This window comes from Brevundimonas sp. GW460-12-10-14-LB2 (genome assembly GCF_001636925.1).
GTDB classification, from domain to species: domain Bacteria; phylum Pseudomonadota; class Alphaproteobacteria; order Caulobacterales; family Caulobacteraceae; genus Brevundimonas; species Brevundimonas vesicularis.
Genome location: NZ_CP015511.1, coordinates 2,306,004 through 2,323,667 on the forward strand (window position 1 = coordinate 2,306,004; position 17,664 = coordinate 2,323,667).

Consider the following 17,664-nt stretch of genomic DNA (forward strand, 5'->3'; position numbering starts at 1 on the left):
CCTACGTCGTCTCGGGGTTCAGGAAGCTGCGGGTCAGTTCGACCGCATCGGCCAGGCCCATGCGCTGGACCTCGGTCCCAGGCGGCAAACTGGCGAACAGGCGGGTGGGGGTGGCGGCGTCCAGCATTAGGAAGACACCCTTGTCGTCGCCGCGCCGGATCAGCCGGCCGAACGCCTGGGCGATGCGGGCGCGGGCCAGGGCATCGTCATAACCCTTGCCACCCAGCCGTTCGCGCCGCGCCTTGTGCAGCAGGTCCGGGCGAGGCCATGGCACACGTTCGAAGGCGAGCACCCGCAGCGACCGTCCCGGCACGTCCACCCCGTCGCGCACGGCGTCGGTGCCCAAAAGGCAGGAATTCTCCTCGACCCGGAACATGTCCACCAGCGCCCCGACCTCAAGCGGATCGACGTGCTGGGCATACAGAGGCACGCCCGACTTGGCCAAATCCGGCCCCAGCCGCTCATAGACCGCCTTCAATCGGCGAATGGCGGTGAACAGGCCCAAGCCCCCGCCGCCCGCCGCCAGGAACAGCTCCCGCATCGCCGCCGCCGTCTGGCGCGGATCGTCCTTGACCAGATCGTTGACGACGATGACCCGGCTGTTGGCCGCATAATCGAACGGGCTTTCAACCTTCAAAGTGCGGGGGGGCTCGATCAGACGTGCCGAGCCGGTCCGCATCCGCGCCAGGTCGAACGGGTCTTCCTGCAAGGGATCGGACAGGGTGGCCGATGTCACCAGCACCCCGTGCGACGGCACGATCACGGCGGCCTCCAGCGGGACGGTCGGGTCGATCCAGTGGCGACGCAGGGCCACGTCGTGGATGCGGCCGAACGCCGTCTCGGCCGACAGCCAATCGACGAAATCAGGATCGGGCTGATCGCCTCCGTCCTCCAGCGCCGCCAGCATCGACCGCCATCCGGGAAGCGTCATGCGCGCGCGCCTGTCCAGGCCACGCAACGCCCCCTCGATCCGTGATCGCTGCGACCCATCAAGCTCGGCCGCCTCGTCATCGAGGATGTCTTCCAGATGTCGCGACAGGGCCAGCAGCGGCGCCTCGATGGCGGCCAGGGCCTGGGCCGCCGCGCGGGCCGTCTCGGCAACCGGATCGGTCACCGGCTTCAGCGCGCACTCCATGCCGAACTCGGGACCGCCATAGGTGTTGGTCTCGGCGGTGCGCGCCCGAAGCTGATCCAGGGCGGCGGCCAGGAAAGCCTCGATCGGGCCGATGGGGTTGACCTCGCCCGAGGCTGGCGCGACGCGGCCCGACACGCCTTCGCCCGGCAGGGCGGCCGAGGCGCGGATGGCGTCCTGCAACGCCTTCGTCGCCGCCTCATTGTCGTTGACCATGTCGCCCAGCCGCTGTTCCAGCCCGCGACCGCGACGCCCCCGCCCCTCCGGACCCCGGATCCAGCGCCGCAGCTCAGCCGCCTCCTGGCCCGACAAGCAGGCGGAAAAGGCGCTGTCGGCGGCGTCGAACAGGTGGTGGCCCTCGTCGAAGACGATCCGCTTCAGCGCCGCCGTCTCACCATCCTGCTTCTGGCCCCGCGCCGAGCGCGCGCCGTCGAACGCCGCCTGGGTCAGGACCAGAGCGTGGTTGGCGATGACCAGATCCGCGCGGCGGCTGGCGCGGATCGTTTTTTCGACGAAACAGGTGCGGTAGTGCGGGCAGGCGGCGTGGACGCACTCGCCGCGCCGATCCACCAGATTGGCCGCCCCCGCCGCATGGGCGGCCGGCATGGCGAACAGGCCGGGCAGCCAACCGGGAAAGTCCCCGCCCGTCATGTCGCCGTCGCGCGTATGCAGGGCCCAACGCCCGGCCAGCGCCAGGCCGATCAGGTCGCCATTCCCCAGCTGGGCCGCCTGCACCATGTCCTGCAGGTTCAGGACGCACAGATAGTTCTCGCGCCCCTTGCGGATCACCGCCTTCTTCTTGCGCTCGGCCGGATCGGGCCACAGCGAATGGCTTTCACGGTCGATCTGGCGTTGCAGCGCGCGGGTATAGGTCGAGATCCACGCCGCTCCCTGGTTCCGCTCGGCCCATAGGGAGGCGGGCGCCAGATAGCCCAGGGTCTTGCCCGTGCCGGTCCCCGCCTCGGCCAGCAGCATGCGGGGCCGCCCCTCTTCATTCCTCGGCGAAAAGGCGAAGGCGGCTTCGGCGGCGTAGTCCGATTGGGTGGGCCGCGTCTCGTCCAGGCCTGAGGCCTGAAGCAGCTTCTCCAGCCGGATGCGGGCGCTCTCGCTGTCGACCGGCGTCGATCCCGCCTCGCCGCGCGGCGCCTCGTCTTCCCATTCGGTCAGCCGCGACCAGACATCCATCCCCGACCCGCGATGCTGGCGCGCCCGTACGCCGCCGGCCTCCAGCGCCTGAACCACCCGCTCGCCCCAGGCCCAGCCCGCCCGCTGCATCGTCAGCGCCAGGACATAGGCCGCCTCGCGCTCCGGATAGGCCGGATCGGTCAGTTCGCGCAGCAGCAGTCCCGCCGCCTCACGCAGGGCCGCCGCCTGTTCCTCCGCCGACTTCGGCTCGGCTGAGCCCAGCGAAAGCGCCAGCCCCGTCGGCGACGGCGCACAGAAGCGCGCCGGCCGCACGAAGGCGTAAAGCTCCAGCACGTCCATCAGATCAGTCGATCGCGGCGGCGGCGTCAGCCCCAGCCGGCGCGCCGTTAACGAGGCATGCGCCACCATCACCGGCCCGGTGCTGAAGAACCCCTCGGCCGCCCCGCGCCCGATCTTCCTGGCCCCCGCCTCGTCGCACACCGCACCTGCGCCCGGCGGCGTGGCGAGCGCCGGCGGCAAGTTCGCCCACGGCTGGGCGCCAGTCAGGCGGGTTTCGGAAAGGACGGATTCGTCGGACACGTCCGATAGATAGCGAGCCTGGGGCTGAAACGGAACGGGAACATGCTATATCCCGTCCGTGACGACCGCCGCCGCTCCCGCAACGCTTCCGCCCCTGTTCGCCGACTGGTTCGCGTCGCGCGGCTGGTCGCCCCGGCGGCATCAGCTGGAGATGGTCGCGGCGGGGGAGGCCGGCCACCACGCCCTGCTGGTCGCGCCCACCGGCGGGGGCAAGACGCTGGCGGGCTTTCTGCCCAGCCTGATCGACCTGGCCGAGCGCGGACCGAAGCCAACGACCGGGCCGGGGTCGGGGGTGCATACGCTTTATCTGTCGCCGCTGAAGGCGCTGACGACGGACGTCGAGCGCAATCTGATGACCCCGATCCGCGAGATCGGGCTGAACATCCACGTCGAGACGCGCACCGGCGACACCAAACAGTCCAAACGCCAGCGACAGCGCGACTTCCCGCCCGACATCCTGCTGACCACGCCCGAGCAGCTGGCCCTGTTCTGCGCCTGGGAAGGTGCCCGGTCCTATTTCGCAGATCTGAAATGCGTCGTTCTGGACGAGGTTCATGCGATCTGGAGCGGCAAGCGCGGAGACCTGTTGTCACTCGGGCTGGGCCGGTTGCAGAGCTTCGCTCCCGATATGCGCCGGGTGGGGCTGAGCGCGACCATCGAAGATCCCGATCTGATCCGGGGATGGCTCAGTCCCTCGCCCCGAGTGAAGGACGTGACGCTCGTCCGCGGCGACCCCGGCGCGCCCGCCGTCATCGAAGTCCTGATCTCCGAGGGCAAGGTGCCGTGGGCGGGCCATACGGGCCAGCACGCCATCCCGGAGGTCTATGCCGCCATCCAGCGTTCGACCCTGGCGCTGATCTTCGTCAACACCCGTTGGCAGTCGGAGTTCGTGTTCCAGCAGCTGTGGGCCATCAACGACGAGAACCTGCCCATCGGCCTGCACCACGGCTCGCTGGCCGCCGAGCAGCGGCGCAAGATCGAGGCGGCCATGGCGCGCGGCGACCTCAGGGCCGTGGTCTGCACCTCGACGCTGGATCTGGGCATCGACTGGGGCGACGTGGATTTGGTCATCCAGATGGCGGCGCCCAAGGGCTCCAGCCGCCTGGTCCAGCGCATCGGCCGCGCCAATCACCGGCTGGACGAACCGTCGCGCGCGCTTCTGGTGCCCGCCAGCCGGTTCGAGATGCTGGAGTGCCAGGCGGCGCGCGAGGCCGTCGCCGACAATGCCTTCGACTGGGAGCCGGTCCATATCGGCACGCTCGACACCCTGGCCCAGCACGTAATGGGCGTCGCCTGTTCCGGCCCGTTCGACTTGCAGGTCCTGTATGACGAGATCACCGGCTGCGGCCCCTATCGCGCCCTGACGTGGGAGCAGTTCGAGGAGGTGGTCGATTTCGTCGCCACCGGCGGCTATGCGCTGCGCACCTACGACCGGTTCGCCCGGATCGTGCGCACGCCGGATGGCCGCTGGAAGGTCCGCAACCAGCACATCGCCCAGCGGCACCGCATGAACGTCGGCGCCATCGTCTCGGCAGGAACGCTGAACGTTCGCGTCGCCAGCCGTCGCGGCGGCGCCTCGCGCCAGCTGATCGGCGGCCGCAAGGTGGGCGAGGCCGAGGAGTGGTATTTCGAACAGCTGACACCCGGCGACACCTTCCAGTTCGCCGGCCAGACCTGGGCGTTTCAGGGCATCACCGGGACCGACGCCCTGGTCACCCACGCCAATGACAGCGACCCCAAGATTCCGTCATGGGGCGGATCGAAGTTCCCGCTGTCGACCTCGCTGGCCGATCGGGTGCGCACCATGATCCACGACCGCGACCACTGGCGCGTCCTGCCGCCCGACGTGCAGGAGTGGCTGGAGTTGCAGGAAACCCGCTCGGTCATTCCCGACGCCGAATCCATGCTGGTCGAAACCTTCCCGCGCGGCAGCCGGCATTTCCTTGTGGCCTATCCGTTCGAGGGCAATCTGGCCCACACCACCCTGTGCATGCTGCTGACCCGGCGGCTGGACCGGATGGGCGTCGGGCCGCTGGGCTTTGTCGTCACCGACTATTCGCTGGCGATCTGGTCGATCAAGCCGATGGACACGATCGATCTGGACGCCCTGTTCCAGCCGGACATGCTGGGCGATGATCTGGAAGCCTGGCTGGAGGAAAGCTTCATGATGAAGCGGTCCTTCCGCAATTGCGCCCTGATCTCGGGCTTGATCGAACGCCGCCAGCCCGGCGCCGAAAAGACCGGCCGGCAGGTGACCTTCTCCACCGACCTGATCTACGACGTGCTGCGCCGCCACCAACCCGACCATCTGCTGCTGAAGACCGCCCGCGCCGACGCCGCATCCGGCCTGCTGGACGTGGCGCGCCTGGGCCAGATGCTGGCGCGTATCGAGGGACGCATCCGCCACCAACCCCTGAACCGCGCCTCGCCCTTCTGCGTGCCCGTTCTGGTCCAGATCGGACGCGAGCGGGTCAGCGGAGACGCCGCCGAAATGATCTTGGACGAAAGCGCCGACCTGCTGATCGCCGAGGTCATGGACGACGCCGAGCCAGAAGCCGCCGCATGAACGCCGCCCTGCGCCAAACCTTGTCCCCGGCCCGAAAGATCTGCGGTTCGCTGAGCGTACGGATCGCGGGCGAGGCCTGCGTATTGCGCTGTTCCGGAGCGATGTGGGTGCCGGCCCACGGCGCCCTGATCGTCGCGGACCTGCATCTGGAAAAGGGGTCAGCCTTCGCCGTGCGCGGCCAGCTTCTGCCGCCCTATGACAGCCGCGCCACGCTGGACAGGCTGGAAGCCGAGATTGTCGAACTGAACCCGTCCATGGTCGTGCTGCTGGGCGACAGCTTCCATGACACCAAGGCCATTCCCCGCATGGCGGCCGACGACCGGGCGCGGCTGGACCGTCTGGCGGCGGGGCGCGGCTGGCTGTGGCTGGAGGGCAATCACGACCGCGAGGCGCTCGCTCGCGATGCGGACACGGCGTCCCGCTTGCCCGGCCGGATCGTCGGCGATATGGCCTTGGGCGCGTTGCGCCTGACCCACGAGCCGGAGGCTCTGACCGCCGACGACGACCGGCATGGCGAGGTCGCAGGCCACCTTCACCCCGCCGCCAAGGTCGCCGCCTATGGGCGCGGCGTGCGCCGTCCTTGCTTCGTCACCGACGGATCGCGCATCGTCCTGCCCGCCTTCGGCGCCTTCACCGGCGGGCTGAACGTTCTCGATCCCGCCATCGCCGACCTTTTCGCCACCCCGCCGCTGGCCGCCGCCCTGGGACGAGACCGTGTCCACGCCCTGGATTGGGCGATCCTGCGATAGTCTGTTCGTAAAGCGTTCAGCACGTCGCTTCACCGCATCTTGGCGGAAGGCGATGCAGGATGACGGCGGATCAAGGTCACGGACACCCGCCTCATGCTCACGCCCCGCCGCATCGTCATGGCCGCCCGCCTCGGCTTCGCCCTGGCGGCTTTGGGCATGGCCGTCTTGATGCTGGGACCGTTCCAGGGTCTGGAACAGGTCTTCGGCCTGAACGACAAGGCCGCCCACGTCATCGCCTTCTATGGCTTGGCCAGCGGCCTGTTCCTGATCGCGCCGAACCAGCGCCGCGACGACCTGGCGCTGTATGTCATCGCCGCCGCTTTCGGGGCCGAACTGCTTCAGGCCCTGACCGGCCGCAGCGTCTCCGTCATCGATTTCCTGGCGGGCGCGGCCGGCGTCGCCGCCGCCTGGGCGCCCGGCCGGATCGAACAGTTGCGCCAAGCCTTCCGCCGCTATCCGGACATGACTCTGGCCGAGATCGACCGTCTGGATCGCCGACTGCGCCGTCGCCGCGTCGAAACCAGCCGCCCGAGCGTCGCCGTCCTGCGCCCTTAAGGTTCGAGCTCTATGTCCCAGTACAGGATATTCGATGCCGCGAACTCTCGTTCTATCCTATTGATAAAGCTGATTTTTCTAAGAACTTAGGAAATCTCAGCGACGATTGGTCACCATATGGTCACCAGAAGAGGGGAAGAGCCAGCAATCTGGATCAATACCCACTTCCTGAAATCCCATAGCAGAAACCCGGTCGGAAATCTCCCGACCAGCGGCCGCTGAGCCGCCGAAAGCCCTAGCCCAACTTAGTGAGCCAGCAGTGGGGTGCGTGCGGGCTATCCTCGCTGTGCGACCAGCAGCCGTTTGCATCAGCAGACGCTGGAGGTGAGAACATCTAATGTCCGCCTCCGATCCGCGATCGGCCCCGAGCTCACCCTTTCGGCGTGCCGAGATCGTTGTTAGTCGGTCAGCGTGCTAGGCTTATGCATCGACCCCGAAGCCTCAATAGCAACTATCACCTCGACACGGAGACCGCCTCCTGGTGAGCGCAAGAACTGCACCTGTCCCCCATGGGCCTTCACTGTGGCGAGGACGATAGAGAGGCCCAGACCGCTCCCTCCGGAAGGTGCATTGGCCGCACGGAAGAAGCGCCTACCCAGCCGATGCAGATCCGAGAAGGCCACGCCCGGGCCGTCGTCCTCGACGATTAAACGCCCGGAAGTCGGGTCGTAACTGATCACGACTGAGGATGCCGCATGCGCCTGCGCGTTGGCGAGGAGATTGGCAGCCGCTGCCTCGAAGCGATCTGGATCCACGTTAAGCAGCGCGTCACCTTCAACGATCGACACCCGATCATCGCCTTCCGCTCCTGCAAACAGCGACCGAAGCGTCACCCAGCGGCGATCTTCGTCGCTAACCGGCATCTCGTCCTCGCGCGCCAAGACGAGAAGACCTGTGACGAGGCGGGCAGTGCGATCGACAGAGGTCTGGATCTGCTCCAGCGCGCGTCTTCGAACGGCCGTATCCGAAGACGACGCCGCAATCTGCGCCTGGACGCGCAGGCCTGCCAGAGGCGTACGCAATTCGTGCGCGGCAGCGGCCGTGAACTCGGCCTCGCGACGTCGCGCTGCGCCAAGGCGTGACATCAAGTCGTTCAGCGCCAGGGCGAAGGGACGGAGTTCGCGGGCGTCCGGCGATACGTCCAACGCCGTCAGATCTTCCGCATCCCGTACCGCAAGGCTGCGGGTCATTTGTCGAATAGGGGTCAGCCCCCGCCCTACCGACCACCAGATCAATACGCCAAGCACCAGCAGACCAAGGACCGCCGGACCGATCAAAGCGGTGACGACATTGCCGACCAGGTGCTCGCGAACGGCCAGATTGTCCCCGACCATGACCCTGAAACCGGCATCACGATCATGCACCGTGTAGACGCGCCAGCGCTCGCCCCGGATCGTGCGTTCTGAAAAACCGTCGCCCCCTTCCGACAACCGCTCCGCAGGCGCGCTTTGGGACCGACCAATCAGATCGCCTTCCAGCGACCAGATCTGGCAGGAGAGCTGACGGTCGTAGACATCGGCGGCCCCGCTTTCCGGAGCCTGCATCGCCGGGCGCACGCTGCCGGCCTGCATCAGGGACGAGACCATGCGGGCCGACTCCATCAGGCGCCGGTCCAGCACCCGTTGCACCTCGGCCCGGGTCTGGATCTCGACCCAGACGACCGCGCCGCCCCAGACGAGGGCGGTCACGAGCGCGAGGGTGGCGAACAGACGCAGGCGGATCGAGCTCATTGCAGGGTGTATCCTACGCCGCGGACGGTGCGGATGAAGCCGGCTCCCAACTTGGCCCGGAGATAGTGGATGTGCACTTCCACCGCGTTAGAGCCGATCTCCTCCTGCCAACCGTACAGGCGTTCTTCTAGCTGACTGCGCGAGAGGACCTGTGCAGGCCGTTCCATCAGGGCCTCCAGGATGGCGAACTCACGTCTCGAAAGGGGCAGGTCCCCCTCTTCACGCCAAGCCAGACGCGACTGGGGATCAAGGGTCACCCCGCCGTGGCGCAAGGCGGGCGCCGAGCGCCCAAGCAGGCGACGCCGCACCGCGCGCAGTCGCGCCGCCAGTTCGTCGAGATCGAAAGGCTTGCCGACATAGTCGTCCGCGCCGGCGTCCAGACCCACAATGCGGTCCCGACTGTCATCGCGCGCCGACAAGACCACCACGCCGACATCCATGTCGCGCTCGCGAACGAAACGCAGCACCGAAAGGCCGTCGCCATCAGGAAGACCCAAATCCAGCACGACCGCATCGAACGCCGAGCTTTCCAGCGCCGCGAGGGCGTCCTCGACCCGCCCGACGACTTCGACCGTCCAGCCGCAGGCGCTGAGCCCGACCTGGAGGCCGTCGGCGAGAACGGGATCATCTTCTATGGCGAGCAGTCTCATGCGGCGTGAGGTGGAAGTTGCGGCTTAAGCCTGACTTAAGCTCGTTTGCCGACGAGATGGCCATGAGGTTTTTCCGCCGACTGTTGCCCGCCGCTCTCGCGATCCTGTCCTTCACCCTTCCGGGTTCGGCATTGGGTCAGGCTCCGCTATCGCCTGACAAGGCCTTCTCCCTGACGGTGACGCATGAGGCTGACGGCGACCTGGCCTTCGCCTGGGACATTGCGCCCGGCCATTATCTCTATCGTGACCACACCGTCGCCAGCACGCCGGGCGGGAAAGCATCGCTGCCTCTGGAGCTTGCGACCGGCGAAACCAAGGACGATCCGGGCTTTGGCGTCGTCGACGTCTGGCATGACGAGGGTCGCGCGACCCTATCGGCGCAGACCCTGACGCAGGTTGGCGGCCCGACGTCGGTCAACATCACCTACCAGGGGTGCCTCGAGGACTCGATCTGCTACCCGCCGATGACGCGGACAGTGGACGTGCCGACCCGGCCGCAGTCCGAGGTTGCCGCTCGGGAGGCCGATGCGCAGACCGCTCAGGCCGCCGCTCTGCTGGCGATCCAGGCGCCGGGCGCTGCACCCACACCCGCACTCGCGAGTGATGAGGGCGCGTTGGCGCCTCCGCCGGTCGCGCCATCGCCGGCGGTCATCCCGGACCCCAGCCCGGGCTTCGTCGATCGCTTGGCGCTGCAGGGCGGGGCCACCTGGGTCCTGCTCGCCTTCTTCGGTTTCGGCGTGCTTCTGGCCTTCACGCCCTGCGTCTTTCCCATGTACCCGATCCTGGCCGGCGTCATCGGACGCGGCGTGGACGGGCGCGGTACGCGCCGAGGCCTGATGCTCTCGGTCGCCTATGTGCTGGGCCTTTCCGTCGCCTTCGCCCTGCTGGGCGTCGCGGCCGCCTGGTCCGGACAGAACCTGCAGATGGCGCTCCAGTCGGTTTGGGCGATCGGCGCTCTGGTTGTCGTCTTCGTCGTTCTCGCCGCGTCCATGTTCGGCGGCTTCGAGTTGCAACTGCCCTCGGCCTGGACCAGCCGCCTGTCCCGCGACAGCGGTGACGGACGGCGGTCCCTGCCCTCAGCCGCAGGTCTGGGCTTCGTCTCCGCCCTCATCGTGGGCCCTTGCGTCACCGCGCCCTTGGCGGGCGCCCTGCTCTATATCGCACAGACCGGCGACGTTGGGCTGGGCGCGGCGGCCCTGTTCTTCCTGGGCCTGGGCAAGGGGGTGCCCTTGATCGTGTTCGGCACGGTCGGCGCGCGCTTCCTGCCCAAGGCTGGGCCGTGGATGGACCGGGTGAAGATGCTGTTCGGCTTCATCTTCCTGGGCATGGCCTGGTGGCTGGCCGGCCGCATCCTGCCGCCGAGCGCGACGCTGGCTTTCGGCGCGGCGCTGGCGCTCGGTCTGGCGGCGGCTCTCGGCCTGTTCCAGCCGCTGAGCCCGAATCTGAGAAACGGCGTCGCACGTGTCGCTGGCCTGGCGGCCGCGACCTGGGGCCTGTTGCTGCTGGTCGGCCTCAGTCTCGGGGCGGACGACCCGTGGCGTCCGCTTGAGCCCCTGGCGCGGCCCGCTGGAATCTCAGCCGCCGCGCCGGTCGAAACCGCAGCGGTCGTGCTGGATCAGACGGCGCTCGACCGCGCCGTCGCCGATGCCGCCGCGCGCGAACGTCCCGCCCTGGTCTATTTCACCGCCGACTGGTGCGTCAGCTGCAAGGTGATCGAGCGGACGGTGTTCGAGGACCCCGCGGTCATCGCCGGCCTTTCGAACACCGACCTCATCAAGGTCGACGTCACGCGCAGCACGCCCGAGGCGCGCGCGCTTCTTGAGCGGCACGGAGTGATCGGACCGCCGACGATGATCTTCCTGTCGCCCTCGGCGACCGAAGCGCCGGGCAGCCGACTGATCGGAGAGATGTCGGCCCAAGACGTCGCCTCCGCCCTGCAGAGCGCCGGAGCCGCCGCATGAACGCCATCACCCTGGGCCCGCTCGTCCTGTCGGGCGAGCGGTTCGCCATCATCGCCGGCGTGTTCGTCTTCATGATCGGCGTCGGGCTGTTGGCCAGCCGGGTCAGCCCGCGCTTCAACCTGTGGAGCACGGTCCTAGTCTTCGGCGGTCTGGCGGTCGCCCGCCTCGGTCACGTGGCGACGCACTGGGAGTATTTCGGGGCTGACCCGTGGCGGGCGCTCGCGGTCTGGCAGGGCGGATTCAGTTGGATCTGGGTCGCGCCGGTCGTGATCCTGGCCACCATTCTGCTGCTGCGCACGACGCGCGAACGCGCCTGGGCCATTGCGCCTGTGCTGGCCAGCGCCTTGGTTTGGACCACCGCCCATCAGTTGGCCTCGGCGACGCAGCCCATGGCGCCGCCCGCCCTGACGCTGGCCGCGATGGACGCACCGGCGATCGACCTTTCGGCGCCGATCGATCGGCCTACGGTGATCAATCTCTGGGCCACCTGGTGCCCGCCCTGCCGGCGCGAGATGCCGGCTTTGGCCCAGGCCGAAAAAGCCCATCCGAATGTGCGCTTCCTCTTCGTCAACCAGGGCGAGGGCGAAGCCGGCGTTCGGGCCTTTCTGCAGAGCCAGGGGCTGGCCCTCGACCATGTGCTGTTCGACGAGGCCATGGCGCTGCCCCGCCACTACGGTACGGCCGGCATTCCGGTGACCCTGTTCCTCCACGCCGACGGCCGTCTGGCCAAGGCCCACATGGGGGAAATCGCCCCCGAACAGATCGCGACCGAAATCGCGCGTCTGCACTGACCCCCTCGCCTCACGGAGCTTCCATGAACCGCACCTTCGCCCCTGCCTTCGCCGCCGTCCTGGCGCTCGCCGCCTGCGGCCCGGCCGACGCCGACAACGGCGCGGCGCCCGCCAGCCCTTCCGCCGCCTCCGGACAAGACATGCCGCCCATCGCCCAGGTCGGCTTCAATGACCTGCTGCGCGATCCCGCAGCGCCCTTCATCGGCGCCGAGAACGCCGATGTGACCATCATCGGCTTCGTCGATTACAACTGCCCCTACTGCAAGAAGATGCAGCCTGAGATCGACGGCCTGCTGAAGGCGGACACCAAGGTGCGCGTCCTGTACAAGGATTGGCCGATCTTCGGCGACGTCTCGGAGACCGCCGCCCGGACCGCCCTCGCCGCCGCCTATCAGGGCAAGTACGAGGCCGTCCATAACGCCTTCATGCTGTCGCCGTCGCGCATCGGCGACCAGGCGGACATCACCCGTCTGGTCCAGTCGGCCGGCGTGGACATGGCGCGCCTGAATCAGGACCTGGCCGAACACCGCGCAGACATCGACGCGGTGCTGGACCGAAATGGTCGAGAAGCGGCGGCCCTGGCCCTGCAGGGCACGCCCGCCTTTATCATCAACGGCAATCTGATCCCCGGCGGCATGCCCCAGGCGCAACTCGAAGCGGTGATCGGTCGTATCCGCTCCGGACAACCGCTGCGCTGAAGCCGACCATGACCACCCTGACCCTGCTCCAGCTGAACGACCTCCACGGCTATCTCGAGCCGCATCCCGAACTGGTGCGCACCGAAGGCGGCTGGCGGTTCGAACGGCTGGGCGGGGTCGCCCGCATCGCGCGCCTCTTCGAAGAGGCGCGCGCCGAAGGTGCATGCCTGACCCTGGACAACGGCGACACCTTCCATGGCACGCGGGTCGCCGTCGCCAGCCGGGGCGAGGCGCTGGTTCCGATCATGAACGCCCTGAAGATCGACGCCATGACGGCGCACTGGGAGTTCGCCTATGGCCCGGCGGGGTTCAAGGCGTTGGCGGCGGGACTGGATTATCCCGTCCTGGCCGCCAATGTCTTCCGCAAGGATGACGGCGCGCCGGAGTTCGACGGGCGGTGGGTGTTCGAGCGCGGCGGTCTGAGGATCGGCGTGATCGGCCTGGCCTGCCCCATCATCGACAAGACGATGCCCCCCGCCTTCTCTGAAGGCGTGCGGTTTGAAATGGGTGTGGCCGAAGCCCGCGAGCAGCTGCACCAGCTCCGCGAGGAAAAGGTCGATCTGGTCGTCCTGCTGTCGCACCTGGGCTTTCCGCAGGATCTGAAGCTGGCCGCCGAAACGCCGGGCATCGACGTGATCCTGAGCGGTCATACCCATAACCGCCTGCACGAACCGGCCCGCGTCGGCGACACCCTGATCATCCAGTCCGGCTGCCACGGCGCCTATATCGGCCGGCTGGATCTGGAGATTGCAGAGGGCCGCGTGTGCCTGCGGCGCCATCGGCTCATAGCCGTGGACGCTGGCCCCGAAGACGATCAAGTCGCCGGCTTGGTGGAGATGGCCCTGGCGCCCGAGCGCGAGCGTCTGGCGCGCATCGTCGGCCGCACCGCCATCCCCCTTCACCGCTACGCCATGGCCAGCGCGCCGATGGACGACGTCCTGCTGGCGGCGGCGGCGCAGGCGGCGGGCGTGGACATCGCCTTCTCCAACGGCTGGCGCTACGGCGCGCCCGTCGCGCCGGGTCCGGTCACTCTGGGCGACCTCTACAATATGGCGCCGATGAATCCGCCGATCTCACGCACGACGCTGACCGGGGCCGAGTTGCAAGCGATGCTGGAAGAAAATCTGGAGCGCACCTTCGCCGCCGACCCGTATGAGCAGATGGGCGGCTACATCAAACGTTGCCGGGGTCTCACGGCCTTCGTGAAGCTTGAGAATCCCAAGGGGCAGCGCCTCGACCGCCTGCTGGTCGGAGACCGCCCTGTCGAGCCGGAGGCGGACTATCTGGTGGCCTTCGTCACCGCCCAAGGGGTGCCCGAACATTACGGGCGAGACCGCCGGACGCTCGACATCGACACTGTGGGCGCGCTTGAATCCTGGTTCGCCGACCATACGCCTGGCGAGACCGATCTGCCCGTCAGCGTCCTCATCATCTGAAGGAACACCTTATGGACTCCGTCGCCGCCCGCGACTTCTGGAACAGCCGCTATGACCGCCAGGACTATCTGTTCGGCGAGACGCCCAACGCCTTCCTGGCCGCTCAGATCGCGCGGCTCCAGCCCGGCATGACCGCTCTGGCGGTCGCCGACGGCGAGGGCCGAAACGGCGTGTGGCTCGCCGAACAGGGCCTGGCCGTCACCACCACGGATATCGCCCCGCGCGCGGTCGAGAAGGCCCTCGCCCTGGCCGAGCGACGTGGCGTCACACTGGACGCCCAGGTGGCGGACTTCGAGACCTGGGGCTGGCCGCAGGGTGCGTTCGACGTCGTGGTCGCCGTCTTCATTCAGTTCGCCCCGCCTCCCCAGCGCGACCGACTTTTCGAGCGTATGAAGGCGGCCGTGAAGCCTGGCGGCCTGGTCCTGTTGCAGGGCTATCGGCCGGAACAGATCGCCTATGGCACCGGCGGTCCGGGGCAGGTCGAGAACCTCTACACCGAGGCGCTGCTCCGCGACGCCTTCGCCGACTTCGACATCCTGCATCTGAAAAGCCACGACAGCGACGTCTCCGAAGGCGCCGGCCACAGCGGCCGGTCCGCCCTGATCGATCTCATCGCCCGCCGTCCCTGACCCCCAGCGCCCGCACACCGGAACCCGCCATGAAAACCCTCGTGATCGCCCTGTCCTTGGCCGCCTCCCTGGCGGCCTCCCCGAGCTTCGCCCAGGCTGTCTCAGGCTTCGGCGGCTTCAAGCCCCTGCCCGAGGCCGGCGAACAGCCGGATCCGTCGCGCATCTATCGGGTCATCTTCGACGTGTCCCAGGGCGGTGCGGACGACAGGCCGCTGAAGGGATTGGATCGCGTCGCGCGGCTGGTGAATATGCTGGCGGCGGGCGGCGTGGACGCCGACCACCGTCAGATCGTGGTCGTCCTGCACGGCGCCGCCACCCCTGCAGTTCTCTCCGACGCCGCCTGGACCGCGCGCGGCAAGGGCGACGCCAACCCCAACAGCGCCCTGATCCGCGCCCTCATCGCCGCCGGCGTCCAGGTTCGACTGTGCGGCCAGGCCATGGCGGGGAACGGCATCGCGCAAGCCGATCTCGAAGCGGGCGTGAGCGTTGATCTCGCCGCCCTGATGACGGTCATCCACCTTCAACAGGCCGGATACGCCCTGGTTGTGAACTGACGGCTCGGCATAGGCGGAACCTTTCCTGAGCATAAGAACTATTAGTTTGCGTAAGTATGTATGTAATTGTTCATTGGGGCGTCTGAAGGAGATATCGACATGACCGGACTGCCCCGCCTCAACGAACCCGCCCCCGACTTTCACGCCCGCACCACGCACGGGGATCGCAGCTTGGCCGATTACCGCGGCAAATGGCTGATCCTCTTCTCGCACCCGTCGGACTTCACCCCGGTCTGCACGACCGAGTTCATCGGGTTCGCCAAGCATGCGAATGAGTTCGCCGCCATGAACTGCGAGCTCCTGGGCCTCTCGATAGACAGCATCTTCTCGCACCTAGCCTGGACCCGGAACATCAAGGAGAAGTTCGGCGTCGAAATCCCCTTCCCCATCATCGAGGATCTGAAGATGGAGGTGGCCCAGGCCTACGGAATGATCCACCCCGGGGCGGCCGACACCTCGGCTGTTCGCGCCACCTTCCTGATCGATCCGGAAGGCAAGCTGCGCGCCATGGTCTACTATCCCATGAGCAATGGCCGCAGCATCGAAGAGTTCGTTCGGCTGCTCACCGCGCTCCAGGCGTCCGACGCCAACGGGGTCGCGACGCCTGAGAACTGGCGCCCTGGCCAACCGGCCATCGTCCCCCCGCCCAAGGCCGCCGAGGCGGCCGAGGCTCGCGCTTCCGAGGGTTACGTCTACACCGACTGGTATTTCTCGACGCGCGACCTCCCCGACGCCCCGAAAGCCGCCTGATCGGATTCCGGCCGGACCTCGCAAGCGGTCCGGCCTTTTTCTTCGCAAACCAAACGGAGCCTTCATGCAGATCATCGACCACGGCGGAGCGCGCATCGCGGCGCTCCACGACAAGAAGACCGGCAGTTGGCAGTATGTCGTCTCCGACCCGGTCAGCCGCAAATGCGCGATCATCGATCCGGTCTGGGATTTCGACGAGAAGGCGGCGGCGACCTCGACCCGCAACGCCGACGCCATCCTGGACTACGTCAAGGCGGAGGGCCTGACCGTCGAGTGGCTGCTGGACACCCATCCCCACGCCGACCACTTCTCCGCCGCGCCCTTCCTCAACGAGAAACTGGGCGCGCCGACCGCCATCGGCGAAAAGGTCATCGGCGTCCAGAAGCTGTGGAAGGACATCTACGGCCTGGACGACGACTTTCCGGCCGATGGTCGCCAGTGGGACCGACTCTTCAAGGCTGGCGACACGTTCGCTGTTGGCGACCTGCCGGCGCGGGTGATGTTCTCACCGGGGCACACCATGGCCTCCATCACCTATGTGATTGGCGGCAACGCCTTCGTCCACGACACCCTGATGATGCCCTATGCCGGCACCTCGCGCGCCGACTTTCCGGGCGGCGACTCGAAGACTCTCTTCCGAAGCATCCAGGACATCCTGGCCCTGCCTGAAGAGACCGCCGTCTTCGTTGGCCACGACTATGGCCCGGATGGCCGCGAGCCCGCCTGCTTCAGCACCGTGAGAGAGCAGAAGGCGGACAACATCCATGTCGGCGGCGGACGCGGCGAGGCGGATTTCGTGCGGCTCCGCGACGATCGGGACGCCACCCTGCCCTTGCCGAATCTGATGCTCTACGCGCTTCAGGTGAACATCCGCGGCGGGGTGCTGCCGCCGGCCGCGCCGGACGGGCGCGTCTATTTCAAGATTCCCGCCAATCACTTCGCCCCACCCCAGGAGAATTCTTGATGCGCCCGTCCGCACTGACGCTGGCCGCCCTCCTGAGCGCAACGGCCCTGGCCGCCCACGCCCAGACGCCCGCCGATCCACTTCATGTCTACGGTCCCGGCGGCCCCTCCCCCGCCATGCGCGACGCCGCGAAGGCCTATGAGGCGCGCACCGGTCGCGCCGTGGCCGTCGTCGCCGGACCCACGCCCCAATGGCTGGACCAGGCCAAGGCGGATGGCGACCTGATCTTCTCAGGCTCCGAGACGATGATGACCGACTTCGTCAGCGCCCTGGAGGGCCGCATCCGCGCCGAGGCGGTCGAGCCGCTCTATCTGCGCACCGCCTCCATCCTCGTTCGGCCGGGAAATCCGGACGGCATCGGCGGCCTTGAGGATCTTTTCCAGCCCGATCGCCGGGTCTTGGTTGTCAACGGCGCGGGCCAGAACGGCCTGTGGGAGGACATGGCCGGTCGCACCGGCGACATCGCCAAGGTGCGCGCCCTGCGTCGCAACATCGTCGTCTACGCCCGCAACAGCGCCGAGGCCCGACAGGCCTGGATCGACGACCCGACGCTGGACGCCTGGATCATCTGGGGCATCTGGCAGGTCGCCAATCCGGACCTCGCTGATGTGGTCGAGGTCAAAGAGCCCTATCGCATCTACCGCGACGCCGGCGCCGTTGTGACCGAGACCGGCCGCCAGGACGCCGACGCCCAGCCCTCCCTAGACTTTTTGAAGTCCGACGAGGGGGCCGCCATCTTCGCGCGGTGGGGCTGGCGGACCGGCCAACCTTAAG

Annotated in this window: 15 protein-coding genes; 12 read left to right on the plus strand and 3 right to left on the minus strand. The window is 67.9% G+C overall.

Annotated features, from left to right (window positions below; all coding sequences use genetic code 11):
• Nucleotide 1: 1 nt before the first annotated feature.
• Nucleotides 2-2,857, minus strand: coding sequence for an ATP-dependent DNA helicase (locus A4249_RS11470; RefSeq protein ID WP_066552758.1), 2,856 nt, complete (start codon nt 2,855-2,857; stop codon nt 2-4).
• 151 nt (nt 2,858-3,008) lie between these two features.
• On the opposite strand from A4249_RS11470, the gene A4249_RS11475 reads away from it, so the two are divergent.
• From A4249_RS11475 to A4249_RS11485, 3 genes are all read left to right on the plus strand, one after another.
• Complete coding sequence (locus A4249_RS11475) at nt 3,009-5,423, plus strand: ligase-associated DNA damage response DEXH box helicase (protein WP_231868813.1); 2,415 nt, start codon at nt 3,009-3,011, stop codon at nt 5,421-5,423.
• Nucleotides 5,420-6,172: a ligase-associated DNA damage response endonuclease PdeM gene (gene pdeM, locus A4249_RS11480; RefSeq protein ID WP_066552764.1), complete on the plus strand. Its 753-nt coding sequence runs from the start codon at nt 5,420-5,422 to the stop codon at nt 6,170-6,172. The genes A4249_RS11475 and pdeM overlap by 4 nt, the downstream gene beginning before the upstream one ends.
• A 93-nt stretch (nt 6,173-6,265) precedes the next feature.
• Nucleotides 6,266-6,727 (plus strand): hypothetical protein, encoded by a 462-nt coding sequence (locus A4249_RS11485; protein ID WP_066552773.1) that lies wholly within the window; start codon nt 6,266-6,268, stop codon nt 6,725-6,727.
• Between the two features lie 398 nt (nt 6,728-7,125).
• Here the strand turns inward: A4249_RS11485 and A4249_RS11490 are convergent, their stop codons facing one another.
• The gene (locus A4249_RS11490) at nt 7,126-8,457 is read right to left on the minus strand and encodes an ATP-binding protein (RefSeq protein ID WP_035308677.1); all 1,332 of its coding nucleotides are present in this window, start codon (nt 8,455-8,457) and stop codon (nt 7,126-7,128) included.
• Nucleotides 8,454-9,107 carry a response regulator gene (locus A4249_RS11495; protein WP_035308676.1) on the minus strand — a complete coding sequence of 218 codons (654 nt, stop codon included), beginning with the start codon at nt 9,105-9,107 and terminating at the stop codon, nt 8,454-8,456. The genes A4249_RS11490 and A4249_RS11495 overlap by 4 nt, the downstream gene beginning before the upstream one ends.
• 62 nt (nt 9,108-9,169) lie before the next feature.
• Between A4249_RS11495 and dsbD the strand changes: the two genes are divergently transcribed.
• From dsbD to A4249_RS11540, 9 genes are all read left to right on the plus strand, one after another.
• Nucleotides 9,170-11,068: a protein-disulfide reductase DsbD gene (gene dsbD, locus A4249_RS11500; RefSeq protein WP_231868698.1), complete on the plus strand. Its 1,899-nt coding sequence runs from the start codon at nt 9,170-9,172 to the stop codon at nt 11,066-11,068.
• Nucleotides 11,065-11,859: a TlpA disulfide reductase family protein gene (locus A4249_RS11505; RefSeq protein ID WP_035308673.1), complete on the plus strand. Its 795-nt coding sequence runs from the start codon at nt 11,065-11,067 to the stop codon at nt 11,857-11,859. Before dsbD ends, A4249_RS11505 begins: the two co-directional genes overlap by 4 nt.
• A 23-nt stretch (nt 11,860-11,882) precedes the next feature.
• A complete protein-coding gene (locus A4249_RS11510) occupies nt 11,883-12,557 on the plus strand; it encodes a DsbA family protein (RefSeq protein WP_035308672.1) in 675 nt (224 codons plus the stop codon).
• Between the two features lie 8 nt (nt 12,558-12,565).
• Nucleotides 12,566-13,993, plus strand: a complete 1,428-nt coding sequence (locus tag A4249_RS11515; protein ID WP_035308671.1) for a bifunctional metallophosphatase/5'-nucleotidase — start codon at nt 12,566-12,568, stop codon at nt 13,991-13,993.
• Between the two features lie 11 nt (nt 13,994-14,004).
• On the plus strand, nt 14,005-14,622 hold the full coding sequence (locus A4249_RS11520; protein WP_035308670.1) for an SAM-dependent methyltransferase: 618 nt from the start codon (nt 14,005-14,007) through the stop codon (nt 14,620-14,622).
• A 29-nt stretch (nt 14,623-14,651) separates the two neighbouring features.
• On the plus strand, nt 14,652-15,176 hold the full coding sequence (locus A4249_RS11525; RefSeq protein ID WP_052005017.1) for a DsrE family protein: 525 nt from the start codon (nt 14,652-14,654) through the stop codon (nt 15,174-15,176).
• Between the two features lie 99 nt (nt 15,177-15,275).
• Complete coding sequence (locus A4249_RS11530; protein ID WP_054764173.1) at nt 15,276-15,926, plus strand: peroxiredoxin; 651 nt, start codon at nt 15,276-15,278, stop codon at nt 15,924-15,926.
• Nucleotides 15,927-15,990: 64 nt separating this feature from the next.
• Nucleotides 15,991-16,890, plus strand: a complete 900-nt coding sequence (locus A4249_RS11535; protein WP_052005015.1) for an MBL fold metallo-hydrolase — start codon at nt 15,991-15,993, stop codon at nt 16,888-16,890.
• Complete coding sequence (locus tag A4249_RS11540; protein WP_066552777.1) at nt 16,890-17,663, plus strand: substrate-binding domain-containing protein; 774 nt, start codon at nt 16,890-16,892, stop codon at nt 17,661-17,663. The genes A4249_RS11535 and A4249_RS11540 overlap by 1 nt, the downstream gene beginning before the upstream one ends.
• The last annotated feature ends 1 nt before the right edge of the window (nt 17,664 follow it).

Excerpts from the sequence above, each read along its gene's own strand:
- A4249_RS11475 (WP_231868813.1), top strand. The coding sequence starts at position 3,009 with ATGGTCGCGGCGGGGGAGGCCGGCCACCACGCCCTGCTGGTCGCGCCC.
- pdeM (WP_066552764.1), top strand. The coding sequence starts at position 5,420 with ATGAACGCCGCCCTGCGCCAAACCTTGTCCCCGGCCCGAAAGATCTGC.
- A4249_RS11485 (WP_066552773.1), top strand. The coding sequence starts at position 6,266 with ATGCTCACGCCCCGCCGCATCGTCATGGCCGCCCGCCTCGGCTTCGCC.
- A4249_RS11490 (WP_035308677.1), bottom strand. The coding sequence starts at position 8,457 with ATGAGCTCGATCCGCCTGCGTCTGTTCGCCACCCTCGCGCTCGTGACC.
- A4249_RS11495 (WP_035308676.1), bottom strand. The coding sequence starts at position 9,107 with ATGAGACTGCTCGCCATAGAAGATGATCCCGTTCTCGCCGACGGCCTC.
- dsbD (WP_231868698.1), top strand. The coding sequence starts at position 9,170 with ATGAGGTTTTTCCGCCGACTGTTGCCCGCCGCTCTCGCGATCCTGTCC.
- A4249_RS11505 (WP_035308673.1), top strand. The coding sequence starts at position 11,065 with ATGAACGCCATCACCCTGGGCCCGCTCGTCCTGTCGGGCGAGCGGTTC.
- A4249_RS11510 (WP_035308672.1), top strand. The coding sequence starts at position 11,883 with ATGAACCGCACCTTCGCCCCTGCCTTCGCCGCCGTCCTGGCGCTCGCC.
- A4249_RS11515 (WP_035308671.1), top strand. The coding sequence starts at position 12,566 with ATGACCACCCTGACCCTGCTCCAGCTGAACGACCTCCACGGCTATCTC.
- A4249_RS11520 (WP_035308670.1), top strand. The coding sequence starts at position 14,005 with ATGGACTCCGTCGCCGCCCGCGACTTCTGGAACAGCCGCTATGACCGC.
- A4249_RS11525 (WP_052005017.1), top strand. The coding sequence starts at position 14,652 with ATGAAAACCCTCGTGATCGCCCTGTCCTTGGCCGCCTCCCTGGCGGCC.
- A4249_RS11530 (WP_054764173.1), top strand. The coding sequence starts at position 15,276 with ATGACCGGACTGCCCCGCCTCAACGAACCCGCCCCCGACTTTCACGCC.
- A4249_RS11535 (WP_052005015.1), top strand. The coding sequence starts at position 15,991 with ATGCAGATCATCGACCACGGCGGAGCGCGCATCGCGGCGCTCCACGAC.
- A4249_RS11540 (WP_066552777.1), top strand. The coding sequence starts at position 16,890 with ATGCGCCCGTCCGCACTGACGCTGGCCGCCCTCCTGAGCGCAACGGCC.